We start from the raw sequence: 12,583 nt of genomic DNA, 5'->3' as shown, positions 1-12,583 counted from the left end.
GATCACGGCCCAAGGCTTGCGCGCCTTCGCGGTAGGTTTCGGGGGTGTCCGATGTGTCTGCCTTGGTCAGCAGGATCACAGGTTCCACGCCTGCATCATGCGCAAGTGTCAGGTAGCGTTCCAACCGCGCCACGTTGAAATCGGCATTGCAGGAGGTGGTGATGAACAGTGTGTCGATATTGGCCCCGATCAGCCGATACTCCCCGATGTTGCGACTGCCGGCGCGCGAATGGACCCGGCGTTGCAACAGGCTGCGGCGCTCCAACCGGCGCTTCATAACCGATTGGCTGGCGGAGATCAGCACCCAATCGCCGACTGCGAAACTGCCCGAAGGGTGGCCATTGGGCAGCGCCACCTCACGCGGGCCGCTTGCCGCAAACACCGCCAGCCGATCACGATGAACCTGCGCGACACGAGCGGGGAGGTGAGGTTCATCCTCAGCCGTCAGTTGATCCGCGAAAAACGTGCCCCAGCCGAGGGTTTCAAGCGACAGGTTATCCGCACTTTGATTCTTGGGCGTATCAGGGGAAATGATGGTTGATCCCGTTGGCGGCGGCGAAAGCGCCGCGATATGCGGTGAGAGGCTGGACATCGACCCAAGTGGGGCTCGTTGTGGCTGCTTCCTTCCGGACCTGACCAAGTTGGCGAGGCACCTGCCCGCGCCAACCCCTCGCCCCCGATATAGGCGGAGCGAATGAGGATAGCAAGATCAGTTGGGCAGAAGACCGATCTCGCGTGCGCCTGTCAGCAGATCGGGGGCCACCACATGCGCGAAACGACCGGAGGCGGGGTTGATATCAGGCACCTGCACCACGGTCATACCGGCGTTATAGGCGGCTTCCGCCCCCGCCTCGCTGTCTTCAAACGCGACGCAGTGTGTGGGATCGACATCCAAAAGTCGGGCGGCCAGCAGGAAGGGTTCTGGTGCGGGTTTTGCCAGCGTCACATCGTTGAAGGTGACGAAATGGCGGAAATAGCCAGCGATGTCCGTGACGCCCAGCTTGAGGTCCAATTGCCGGCGCGTGGAAGATGTTGCCATTGCCATTGGCAGCCGGATCGCGCCCAACAACTCATGCGTGCCGGGTTTCAGCGGGATGCCAGCGGCAAAATGCTCATCAACGCGACGGCGCCAGAACTTTGAAAATACGTCGAAATCCATCTCGGGGTAATGTGCCCGCACGATGCCGGCGCCTGTCACGTCATCGCGGCCGATCAACCCATGCAGGAAGGATGGTTCCACCGACACACCGCAATCGGCGAAAGCCAGCAAACCGGCCTTTTGCGCAAGTGATTCCGTATCCAGCAAGGTGCCGTCGAGATCAAAGATAACCGCGTCAAACTGCATCGGATCAGACACCGACACCGATGATTGCCTTGGCCAGAATCGGCACGGTGCGCGCGTTCAGCCCGGCGATGTTCATCCGGCTGTCACCCACCATGTAAATCCCGTGGTCACGGCGCAGCGCCTCCACCTGTTCCGGCGTTGCCCCCAGCCGCGAAAACATGCCGCGATGTTGTGCGAGAAAACCGAAGCGATCCGATCCCGACAGCCGCCGTAATTCCGTCGCAAGTTGTTCCCGCAGGGACAGCATGTTCAGGCGCACCTCCTCCAACTCCGCCTGCCAATCCTCGCGCAGCGCAGGGTCATTCAAAATCATTGTGACCAACCGCGCGCCGTGATCGGGCGGGAAGCTGTAATTCTGGCGGTTGAGGAAGGCGAGATTGCCCTGCACCGTTGCCCGCATTTCGGCTTTCGGTGACACGGCAATCAATATTCCGGTGCGTTCACGGTAAATTCCGAAGTTCTTCGAACAAGACGCCGCAATCAGCATCTCCGGCATCCGCTTGGCCATTAGCCGCAAGCCCGCCGCGTCTTCCTCCAACCCGTCGCCAAAGCCCTGATAGGCGATGTCGATGAAAGGAATGGCCCCGGTTTTCTCCAGCAGATCGGCCACCGCTTTCCATTGCGGCAGGGTCAGGTTCGCTCCGGTCGGGTTGTGGCAGCAGCCGTGCAAAAGCACCACATCGCCGGGTTTGACCGCCGCCAGATCGGCCAACAAGCCGTCAAAATCAACGCCGCGCGATTCCGTGTCGAAATAGCGATATTCCGCCATCCTCATGCCAAGATATTTGATGATCGAAGGATGGTTCGGCCAGGTCGGGTTCGACAGCCAGACTGTTGCCTCGGGGGTGGCGAGCCGGATCAGTTCCAGCGCCTGCCGAATGGCCCCGGTCCCGCCGGGGGTTGCCACAGCCGACAGCCGATCAGCCGGGACCGTCCCATCCAGCAGCAAATCCTGCATCGCCTCGGCATAGGCCGGATCGCCCGCAAGCCCGGTATAGGTTTTGGTATTCTCCACCTCCCAAAGCTGCCTTTCCGCCGCTTTCACCGCGCGCATCACCGGGGTCAACCCGGTGGCATCCTTGTAGACGCCAACGCCAAGGTCGATCTTGGTGTCGCGCGGGTCGTCTTTATACATCTGAATCAGTTGCAGGATCTTGTCTTGCGGTTGCGGGTGCAGCGCGTTCAGCATGTCGTTTACTTTCAATAGTTTGAAGCGTCAGCCCTTGGCGATCGGCAGATCATCATACATGCCCCATTCCGACCAGGAGCCATCGTAGAGCGCGTGGTTGCGATGCCCGATGCGTTCCAGCGCCAGCGACAGGATCGCGGCTGTGACGCCAGAACCGCAAGTGGTGATCGCCGGTTTTGCCAGGTCCACGCCTGCCGCCACGAAGGCCGATTTCAAAGCCTCGGGGGATTTCATGGTACGATCTGCATTCAGCAAATCCCCGAAGGGCAGGCTTTTCGCATTGGGAATGTGCCCGGCGCGAAGTCCTGCGCGCGGTTCGGGTTCATCGCCCCGGAAGCGGGCAGCGGCGCGGGCGTCGATGATCTCCGTCTCCCCCAGTTTGGAGGCTTGCGCCACTTGCGTCACATCTTTCACAAGGCCGGACTGGCGCTGCACGGTGATGTGACGATCGCGCACAATGGGGGGCAGATCTTCAGTCTCTCGGCCCTCGGCCTGCCATTTTGGCAGCCCGCCATCCAGCACGGCGACATCCATCTTGCCCATCAGGCGGAATGTCCACCAAACGCGGGCGGCGGAAAACAGGCCGGTGCTGTCATAGACCACGACTTGATGGCCGTCGCCCACGCCCATCGCGCGCATCCGGCTGATGAATTTTTCCACCGGCGGTGCCATATGCGGCAGTTCGGACCGGTGGTCAGAAATCGCCTCGATATCAAAAAACCGCGCGCCGGGAATATGGGCGGCATTATATTCAGCGAAGGCATCGCGCCCGGTTGCAGGCATGTGCCAGGACGCATCAAGGATCCGCAGGTCCGGGTCTTGCAGATGTTGCGCCAGCCAGTCGGTTGAAACCAGCGTTTTCGGGTCTTCTTGCGGGGCGGGTGTCATCGGCGGCTCCTTTGCTGGCAATGGTCCGGGTATATCGGATGCAGCGCCTGAGGCAAGGCCGGACCGCCACCATCGGGCGTGTGCTGAAAGCAAAGCGGCCCCCGGATGACCGAGGGCGCTCGCGTTTGGGTCGTCTGCTCGTTGCCGGGGTTACTTCGCCATCATATTGCGGATGACGCCGACAATCGCCATCAAAGCGCCGCCGCCAACCCCGCCGGAGACGATGGAGCCGACGATGGATCCGATATCCATGCCGCCAGCCGCACCCGCAGCCACCCCGCCCGCACCAAGCATGCTGAGGATCTGCCCACCAATGCCGCCACCAACGATACCAAGGATGGAGTTCAGGACCGGACCCTGGCTGAGATTCTTGAGCAAGCCACCTGCGGCATTGCCTCCCAAAGCGCCCGCGATCAGGCTGATGATGAGTTCCATGTAAAACGTCCTTTGTTAGATCGCTGCACGGGTTGTGCGCCATCAGACGGGATCATTTGCCCAATGGAATCATAAAAAAAGGGGAATTTCAGCGATTCTGCTTCAAAAGGCGCGCTTTTTGGCGATCCCAGTCACGTTTGGCCGAAGTTTCGCGTTTGTCGGCGTTCTTTTTGCCTTTGGCGATTCCGATTTTCACCTTCGCCATGCCGCGTTCGTTGAAATACATCTTTAACGGCACGATGGTCATGCCTTCGCGCGCTGTCGCATTCCACAGCCGCGCCAATTCCTTGCGCGACACCAATAATTTACGTTTACGGCGTTCTTCGTGCCCCCATGTTTTGGCTTGCAGATAGGGTGCGATGTAGCTGTTGATCAGCCACAGCCCGCCATCTTCCACGCTCGCATAGCTTTCCGCGATGTTGGAGCCGCCCTTGCGCAGCGATTTCACCTCTGACCCGAGCAGCATTATTCCTGCTTCGATGTCATCCTGAATTGCGAAATCATACCGCGCGCGGCGGTTCTCGGCGATGAGTTTCGAATTGGGGTCACTGTGTTTTATCATGGCCCCTGTCAGATAGGCGCTTGGCGCGCGACTGTCCAGATGGCGGCGTCTGACCCGGCGGTCAGCGCGCTCCGGCCTTGCGTCCGCGCAGCAGCGTGTAGATACCCGAGGCGACGATGATCACGCTGCCGATCAGCATGGCGGCATCCGGGTTTTCGCCAAACACCAGCGAACCCAGGATCAAAGCGAACAAAAGCCGGGTGTAGCGGAAAGGCGTGACCAGCGACACCTCACCAACCCGCATGGCGGCGGTCAACGCATAGTAGCCCGCGACACCGAACACCGTGGCACCAGCCAGCGCCATGGCTGCTTGCAGATCAGGCCGCTGGACACCCCCGGACCACGCCAGCAGCAGCGCCCCGGTGGGCACCATCATTGCGAAGCCGTAAACGCCAAGCGTCAGGTTTGACAGGGTTTTGGGGGCGGCCCGTGTTGCCAGATCGCGCCCGGCAAAGCCGAGCATCCCTATAACCGCCAGAATGGACAGCGGCGTGAACCCCGCCAACCCCGGCCGCAGAATCACCAGCACGCCGATGAAACCGAAGGTAATGGCCGACCAGCGCCGCCAACCCACGGTTTCACCAAAGATCAGCGCGGCCCCGGCAACGACCACCAAAGGGGTCGCTTGCAGGATGGCGGAGGCGAGCGAAAGCGGTGTCAATGCTAGGGCAAGGGTATAGAACAACCGACCCATCACCTCACACCCGGCGCGCATGATGATGGCGGGATTGCGGGTGTCAGCGGTGATCAGGCGCGCGCCCTGCATCTTTGCAAGGCAGGCAAAGGCAATCATGCCTGCCGAGCCGAAAATCATCAGAATTTGTCCCACCGGCAGGGTTTCAGAGGCGGTTTTGAGGAACATATCCTCGACCGCGAAACCCGCCATTGCGGCGATCATCAAAAGACTGCCTTGCAGATTGCTGTTCATCGCCAAGGCAAGTGCTTTCGGGTTTGAAACCCCGGCAGGACTGACCCGCCGGAATTTTCGATCAGTTGATCAAGCCGGCGTGGCGCATGGCCGCGTCAATCCGGGCCTTGGTGGCATCGGTCAGGCCGATCAGCGGCAAGCGCACCTCCTCTGAGCATAGACCCAGTTTCGCCACGCCATATTTGGCACCGACGAGGCCGGGCTCGATGAAAATAGCTTCATGCAGAGGCATCAACCGATCAAGAAGCAGCAGCGCCTTGCCGAAATCCCCGGCCAGAGTCGCGGCTTGAAATTCCGCGCATAGACGTGGGGCGATGTTGGCGGTGACGGAAATGCAGCCCACGCCACCATGCGCGTTGTACCCCAAAGCGGTGGCATCTTCGCCGGAAAGCTGGATGAAATCCGGCCCGCAGGTCATGCGTTGTTTGGGTACGCGGGACAGGTCACCGGTCGCATCCTTGACCCCGATGATGCGTGGCAGCTTTGCCAATTCGCCCATGGTCGCGGGCGACATATCCACCACGGAACGACCCGGAATATTATAGATGAAGATTGGCAAATTGCAGCAATCGTGCAGCGCGGTGAAATGTGCGATCATCCCGGCTTGCGTCGGCTTGTTGTAATAGGGCGTCACCACCAGTGCCGCCGATGCCCCCGCGCGTTCGGCGTGCTGGATCAGCTTGATCCCTTCGGCGGTGTTGTTCGACCCCGCCCCCGCGATCACCGGCACCCGACCTGCGGCAGCTTTGACCACGGTTTCGGTGACTTGCATATGTTCTTCGTGGCTGAGCGTCGGGCTTTCGCCGGTGGTCCCAACCGGAACCAACGCAGAACTGCCTTCGGCGATATGCCACTCCACCAAGTTTTTCAGCGTCTCCAGGTCCGGTTTGCCGTTCTTGAACGGCGTGACCAAGGCGGGCATGGAACCTTTGAACATGGGACGCGTCTCCTCTCTGGTGGACGACGATATGAGTCGTCCGTAGCTTTCCGCGCCTTCCTAACGCCAAGCGCAGGGCTTGCCAAGCGTGGCAGCAGTTTGCCTGCGCGCAGGGATGTGAGTTGCGGCTTCGGCGGTGCGGTGGCAAGTTATGCGGCATGAGCAAATCACCGACCTTTCGCGCGCCTTCTTTGATCCGCAGCTTGATCGTTGCGGCTGTCTTTGGTGTTGGCACAGCCGGCCATGCCGAGGATGCAACCGCTTTGCGCGGGGCTTTGGTGGCGGCAACGGCGAAAGACTGGACTGCTGCGCTTGCTTTGGTGCCAAGCGGTGTGGCGCATGACATCATCGAATGGCAGCGCCTGCGCGCGGGCGAAGGCTATCTTGGCGATTACGAATCCTTCTTGCAGCGTCACCCCGATTGGCCGGGCTTGGACTATTTGCACCAAAAGGGTGAGATGGCTGTCGCCCGGTCCACCACCCCGGCGCGCGTAATCGCCTATTTCGCCAGGGACAAACCGTCAACGCCTGAAGGTGCGATGGCTTTGGTGCAAGCACTGACACAGACAGGCAAAAAAACTGAGGCTGCCGAAGGGGCGCGGTCCGCTTGGGTGTCGATGCGTTTCGATGCGCCAGAAGAGGCGCTGTTTGCCAACCTTCCCGGCGCTACCGGCGCGAATGAGGCGCGGTTGGACGGCTTGCTATGGGCCGGGCGCAGTGGGGAGGCGGAGCGGATGTTGCCCCGCGTCTCGCCGGGTTGGCGTGCTTTGGCGGCAGCAAGGATCGCTCTGCGCGCCGGACGCAGCGATGTGGACGGGTTGATCGCAGCGGTGCCCGCCGCCTTGGCAGGCGATCCCGGTCTGGCCTATGAGCGGTTCTTGTGGCGCTCGCGCAAGGGCTTGCTGGATGGCGCGGCGGCGCTGATCCTTGAACGCTCGGTTTCCGCGCAGGCATTGGGACGGCCCGAGCTTTGGGCCGACCGCCGCCCGATTCTGGTACATGACCTGATGGATGCGGGCCGGATGCGAGAGGCGTACCGCATCGCTGCCGAACATCGGCTGACCGGGGGCAGCGATTACGCAGAACTGGAGTTTCTGGCCGGTTTCATTGCGTTGCGTGACTTGAAGGATGCCAAAACCGCGCTGACGCATTTCAAACATCTGGAGGCAGGTGTCAGCACCCCGATCAGTCTGAGCCGTGCGCATTACTGGCAAGCGCGCGCGCAGGAGGCACTGGGCAATCTCGACGCGGCACGGTTGTCACTGCGCGAAGGCGCGAAACATCAGACGGCCTATTACGGGCTGTTGTCGGCGGAACGGTTGGGTCTGACGCTTGACCCGGCACTGCTGTCGGACGCGCGCCCGCCCGATTGGCGCAAGGCGCGTTTTGCCGGGTCATCCGTGCTGGCGGCGGCGCGGCTTTTGCTGGAGGCGGGCGATGTGGCGCTGGCAAAGCGCTTCATGCTGCATCTGGCGGAAGGTTTGAACGCGGTGGAATTGGACCAACTCGCCGATCTGGCGTTGCAATTGGGGCAGCCGCATATCGCCGTGTTGATCGGCAAGCAGGCCGCCGCGCGGGGGATCATCCTTCCGCGCGCCTATTTCCCGGTTGTGGATATGGTGCCGGAGGGTTTGGCCGTAAGCCGCGCATTGGCGCTGTCGATCGCCAGGCGGGAAAGTGAGTTCAACGCCGAGGTGATCAGCCCCGCAGGCGCGCGCGGCTTGATGCAGGTGATGCCGGGGACGGCGAAACTGATGGCGGGCAAGCTGGGCCAGGACTATGCGCTGGGCCGTCTGACTGCCGATCCGGCCTATAATGTGGGACTGGGGGCAGCCTATCTGGCGCAATTGGTAGAGGAGTTTGGCCCCGCTGTGGCCCTGATTGCATCGGGCTATAACGCCGGGCCGGGGCGTCCGCGGCAATGGATCACCGCCTTTGGTGACCCGCGTTCGCCGGATGTGGATATTGTGGATTGGGTGGAGGAAATCCCCTATGCCGAAACCCGCACCTATGTGATGCGCGTGGTGGAATCGCTGGTGATCTACCGTGCGCGGTTGCGCGGGCGAGTCGGGCCGGTGAATGTGTCGGCGGAATTGACCGGGCGGTGATGGAGCCGCCGAGCGCCGGGGGGCCAGCCCCCCCAGCCTGCCCGCGGGGCAGGCGTTCTTCACTAAAACGCCCCACTGGGGCGTTTTTTAACGCTCATTACCCCCCGGGATATTTTCGCAGAGAAGACGGGCAAGGGGTTTCAGGTCTTGGCCGAGGCTTTCTGTACCTGACTGAGGGATTGGCCGGTTGTCAGCATGTCGGGGTCGAGTTTCAATTCGATTACTGCCAAGGTGTTCGCCGCTTGGGCCCGCGCGAAGGCGGCAGGGAAATCGGCCTGATCGCTGACCGTTTCGCCATGGCCGCCATAGGCGCGGGCGAGGGCTGCAAAATCGGGATTGGCAAGGTCTGTGCCGGAGGGGCGACCGGGGTAGTGGCGTTCCTGATGCATGCGGATGGTGCCGTAGCGGCCGTTGTTGGCGACGATCACAATGGGTTTTGCGCCGTGTTGAATGGCCGTTGACGCCTCATTGCAAGTCATCTGGAAGCAACCATCCCCTGCCATGCAGACCACGGTTTTATCCGGGTTTTGCAGGCTTGCGGCAATCGAGGCCGGAAAGCCATAGCCCATGGAGCCGGATGTGGGGGCAAGTTGTGTGCCATAGCTGCGGAAGCGATAGTAGCGGTGCAAGAAGGCCGCGTAATTGCCTGCGCCATTGGTCAGGATGCTGTCGTGCGGAAGGCTTTCGGCCAACCAGGCGACCACCTGTTCCAGCTTAACAGCGCCGGGGGTTTCGACCGGTTTTTGCCACGCCTCGTAATCGGTGCGGGCGGTATTTGCCCACTCCGCCCAATCGCCTTTGCCTTTGGTTTGGGCGAGTCGTGTCAGCATCTGGTCGGCGCGTACGGGAATGGCGAGTGTGGGGTGAAAGACGCGGCCCAATTCGCTTGGGTCGGGGTGGATGTGCAGGATGCGCGGGCCGGGTTTTGTGGGATCGAGCAACTCGTACCCGTTGGTTGTGGTGTCGCCAAGCCGTGCGCCCAGCACAAGCAACACGTCGGCCTGTGTCAGCATCCGACCGAGTTTGGGATTCATGCCAACGCCGAGGTCACCAACGAAATTCGGGTGATCGTTGCTCATCCGGTCCTGTCTGCGGAAGGAAACCGCGACCGGCAGGTTCCAGCTTTCAGCGAAGGTTTCGAGATCGGCGGCAGCTTGCGCCGACCAATTCGGCCCGCCTGCGATCACCAGAGGGCGCTTTGCCGCCGTCAGCGCGTCAGTCACGGCCTGCACCTGTTCGGTGCTGATGGCAAAGGGTTGTCCGTTGACCGCGGGCAGGTCCGTCACATCGGCCGTAGCCGACAGCATGTCCTCAGGCAGCGCCAGAACCACCGGACCAGGACGGCCTGAGGTCGCAAGGTGGAAAGCGTGGCTGATATATTCGGGCAAGCGCTCGATCTGGTCGACTTCAGTGGCCCATTTCGCAAGAGTGCCGAAGACGGCGCGGTAATCCACCTCCTGGAACGCCTCGCGGTCGCGGTGTTCGCGCGCGATCTGGCCGACGAAAACCACCATCGGCGTGCTGTCCTGCTTGGCGATATGGATCCCTGCACTGGCATTGGTGGCCCCCGGTCCGCGCGTCACGAACAATACGCCCGGCTTGCCGGTCATCTTGCCATGCGCTTCGGCCATCATCGCGGCACCGCCTTCCTGACGACAGACAATATTTTCGATACCACTGTCATGCAGCGCGTCGAGAGCTGCCAGAAAGCTCTCCCCCGGTACAGAAAACACGCGGGTAATCCCTTGCGCCGCCAGTTGATCCACCAAAATCTTGCCACCGTGCCGCATTACCGCCTCCTGAATCTGCTTTGGGACAAGGTGCGCCGGAGTGCTGGCAGGATCAAGAGGTTAAAGGCTGGCGCTGACGCGGAAACCTTCGGGGATGGTGTCGCGCCCTTCCAGCAGCAGATCGGTCATCGCTTCGGCGACCAGCGGGGCCATGCCGAAGCCGATCTTGAAGCCGCCATTGGCAATGAAGTGGCCGGGGCGGTCGGGCCATGGCCCCAACATCGGCGCACGGCTGCGGGCGCGGGGACGGATCCCGGCCCAACGCTCCACCACCGGCGCATGGGCAAGGCAGGGCAGGGCGGCGCGCGCCTGTTCCAGCAATAGGTCAAGCCGCGTGTCGGTGGTGGCCGGGTCCGCCCACTCGCGTTCCGAGGTGGAGCCGATGGCAACCGTGCCGTCACCATGCCCGATGATATGCAACCCGTCGGTGAAAATCTGCGGCAAGTCGCCGGCGTCATGGCGCAGGCTGATGGCCTGGCCCTTGACGCCGCCCCCAACCTGGCGAGGCCGGTCTTGTGACAACGCAAGCAGGCCCGCATAGCCGGTTGCCCAGACCTGCGGGCCACGCGCGTCGGCGGCGCAGGTCGTGATATCAACGCCCTTGGCGCGCAAGGCAGCGATCAGGGCTGCAAGCCCCGCGCGTGGATGCAGGCGGGCGGTCAGCGTGTCATGGATCAGCCAGCCGGTGTGGCTGGATGGCTCCCAATCCGCCCCGGTGGCGCGAACTACCTGCCAAGTGGCGCGACCCTGCCAAAGGGTTTTGGCGGTGGCAGCGCGCGCCTGCGCCTGCCGGAGTGACGCATCATCCGCGACGGGTTGCAACCGCCCCGTGCGCGCATAGAGCGGGTCTAGCCCACCTGCGGCCTGAACCGTTGCCCACCAGCGCTCTGCCATCAACAGGCTTTGCAGTTGAAACGCCTTCTTGGCGTTCCAGTTTTCCGGAACATGCGGTGCCAACGCGCCGACGATACCGCCGGATGCGCCTGCGCCGGGATGGGCAACCTCGATCACGCGAACAGTTGCCCCGCGTTTGGCTGCCGTCCAAGCGATAGAGAGGCCAAAGATGCCCGCGCCATGTACCGTGATATCCGGCGTTGCCATTCCGCGCCCCTTTGCCCATTGTCGCCCGACCCGAGCCATAGGCGATTTGAGAATGTCGGAACAGACCAGTCTTGAGAATGCAGCGATTGACTGGCGCGACGGGGTTCTGCCGGTCTCAACCCGCTTTGATGACCCCTATTTCAGTCTTGCCAACGGGTTGGAGGAGACGCGGCATGTGTTTCTGGCGGGCAATGATCTGCCTGCGCGGTTCCGCTCCGGTTTCCATATTGCGGAATTGGGCTTTGGCACCGGGCTGAACCTGTTGGCGACGCTGCTGGTGGCGGATGCACCGATCCGTTTCACGTCATTTGAGGCCTATCCGATGATGGCTTCGGATATCGCCCGCGCACTTTGCACTTTCCCGGAAGCGCGTGCGGTTGCAGACCCATTTCTGGATCAATGGGCGCGGGGTGCGCGGACGTTCCAGCTTGGACCGGTCGCGGTGGAAGTCGTGATCGGTGACGCGCGCGAAACCTTGCCGCGTTGGACGGGTGCGGCGGATGCGTGGTTCCTCGACGGGTTCTCACCTGCCAAGAACCCGGAGTTGTGGAATGAGGCAATGATGGCACAGGTTGGCCGCCACACTGCGCCCGGCGGCACATTTGCGACCTATACGGCGGCAGGTTACGTCCGACGCGGCTTGCAAGCCGCAGGATTTAGCGTAGAGCGGAGCAAAGGCCATGGCCACAAACGCCACATGACCACAGGAACGCTGCTGAAATGACTGCCCAGAACACCCGCCTCGGCATCTTGCTGATGATGGCGACCGTCTTTGTCTTTGCGGTGCAAGACGGGTTTTCGCGGTATCTGGGCGGTATCTACAGCGTCTACATGATCGTGATGATCCGCTATTGGGTCTTTGCGGCATTCGTGATCGTGCAGGCCCGGATGAAGGGCGGCAGTTTTCGGGAAGTGGTGCGCACGCGTCACCCCTGGTTACAATTTTTCCGCTCTGCCCTGCTGATCGCAGAGATTTGCCTCATGGTTTTGGCCTATACCCGTATCGGTTTGATCAACACCCACGCGATTTTCGCGGTTTGCCCATTGATGATTGCCGGGCTTGCCATGCCGATTCTGGGGGAGAAGGTGGGCTGGCGGCGATGGGCCGCGATCCTGATCGGCATGGTCGGCGTCGCGATCATCCTGCAACCCGATGGTGGTGTATTCTCGATCGACAGCTTGCTGCCGCTGATCAGTGCGCTGATGTTCGCGGTCTACAGCCTGTTGACGCGGCTTGCGACGCGGGATGAACCTGCATTCATTTCGTTCTTCTGGTCGGGGATCATCGGCTGCGTGATGA

General features: G+C 61.8%; 13 protein-coding genes and 1 other RNA gene. 3 read left to right on the top strand and 11 right to left on the bottom strand.

From position 1 onward, the window contains the following. From rsgA to dapA, 9 genes are all read right to left on the bottom strand, one after another. Positions 1–382 (bottom strand): GTPase RsgA (rsgA, locus tag L0H65_RS06220; protein WP_301457972.1); only part of this gene is annotated, 382 nt, incomplete at its 3' end. A 192-nt stretch (positions 383–574) separates the two neighbouring features. Beyond that, positions 575–673: signal recognition particle sRNA small type (ffs, locus tag L0H65_RS06215), an RNA gene on the bottom strand. 36 nt (positions 674–709) lie between these two features. After that, the gene (locus L0H65_RS06210) at positions 710–1,363 is read right to left on the bottom strand and encodes an HAD family phosphatase (protein ID WP_301457971.1); all 654 of its coding nucleotides are present in this window, start codon (positions 1,361–1,363) and stop codon (positions 710–712) included. Further along, the gene (locus L0H65_RS06205) at positions 1,350–2,534 is read right to left on the bottom strand and encodes an amino acid aminotransferase (RefSeq protein ID WP_301457970.1); all 1,185 of its coding nucleotides are present in this window, start codon (positions 2,532–2,534) and stop codon (positions 1,350–1,352) included. The genes L0H65_RS06210 and L0H65_RS06205 overlap by 14 nt, the downstream gene beginning before the upstream one ends. Before the next feature lie 27 nt (positions 2,535–2,561). Next, positions 2,562–3,422, bottom strand: coding sequence for a 3-mercaptopyruvate sulfurtransferase (gene sseA, locus L0H65_RS06200; protein ID WP_301457969.1), 861 nt, complete (start codon positions 3,420–3,422; stop codon positions 2,562–2,564). A 150-nt stretch (positions 3,423–3,572) separates the two neighbouring features. Further along, positions 3,573–3,857, bottom strand: coding sequence for a hypothetical protein (locus tag L0H65_RS06195; protein ID WP_301457968.1), 285 nt, complete (start codon positions 3,855–3,857; stop codon positions 3,573–3,575). 88 nt (positions 3,858–3,945) lie between these two features. After that, positions 3,946–4,419 carry an SsrA-binding protein SmpB gene (smpB, locus tag L0H65_RS06190; RefSeq protein WP_301457967.1) on the bottom strand — a complete coding sequence of 158 codons (474 nt, stop codon included), beginning with the start codon at positions 4,417–4,419 and terminating at the stop codon, positions 3,946–3,948. 61 nt (positions 4,420–4,480) lie between these two features. Then, a complete protein-coding gene (locus L0H65_RS06185; RefSeq protein ID WP_301457966.1) occupies positions 4,481–5,347 on the bottom strand; it encodes a DMT family transporter in 867 nt (288 codons plus the stop codon). 61 nt (positions 5,348–5,408) lie between these two features. Next, a complete protein-coding gene (gene dapA, locus L0H65_RS06180; protein ID WP_301457965.1) occupies positions 5,409–6,284 on the bottom strand; it encodes a 4-hydroxy-tetrahydrodipicolinate synthase in 876 nt (291 codons plus the stop codon). Positions 6,285–6,442: 158 nt separating this feature from the next. On the opposite strand from dapA, the gene L0H65_RS06175 reads away from it, so the two are divergent. Continuing rightward, on the top strand, positions 6,443–8,392 hold the full coding sequence (locus L0H65_RS06175) for a lytic transglycosylase domain-containing protein (RefSeq protein ID WP_301457964.1): 1,950 nt from the start codon (positions 6,443–6,445) through the stop codon (positions 8,390–8,392). A 140-nt stretch (positions 8,393–8,532) separates the two neighbouring features. On the opposite strand, the gene L0H65_RS06170 is transcribed toward L0H65_RS06175, so the two are convergent. After that, complete coding sequence (locus L0H65_RS06170) at positions 8,533–10,182, bottom strand: thiamine pyrophosphate-binding protein (protein ID WP_301457963.1); 1,650 nt, start codon at positions 10,180–10,182, stop codon at positions 8,533–8,535. A gap of 60 nt (positions 10,183–10,242) precedes the next feature. Next, positions 10,243–11,283, bottom strand: a complete 1,041-nt coding sequence (locus L0H65_RS06165; protein ID WP_301457962.1) for an FAD-binding oxidoreductase — start codon at positions 11,281–11,283, stop codon at positions 10,243–10,245. A 52-nt stretch (positions 11,284–11,335) separates the two neighbouring features. Here L0H65_RS06165 and mnmD point away from each other — a divergent pair, with 52 nt between their 5' ends. Together mnmD and L0H65_RS06155 are read left to right on the top strand one after the other, a co-directional pair. Next, positions 11,336–12,007, top strand: a complete 672-nt coding sequence (gene mnmD / locus L0H65_RS06160; RefSeq protein WP_301457961.1) for a tRNA (5-methylaminomethyl-2-thiouridine)(34)-methyltransferase MnmD — start codon at positions 11,336–11,338, stop codon at positions 12,005–12,007. Next, a partial coding sequence (locus L0H65_RS06155; protein WP_301457960.1) for a DMT family transporter occupies positions 12,004–12,583 on the top strand: 580 nt, incomplete at its 3' end. The genes mnmD and L0H65_RS06155, both read left to right, overlap by 4 nt.

The organism is Pseudorhodobacter sp. (assembly GCF_030452865.1).
Taxonomy (GTDB): domain Bacteria; phylum Pseudomonadota; class Alphaproteobacteria; order Rhodobacterales; family Rhodobacteraceae; genus Pseudorhodobacter.
Note: the sequence above shows the minus strand (reverse complement) of the source record. Positions and strands in the feature narration are given on the sequence as shown.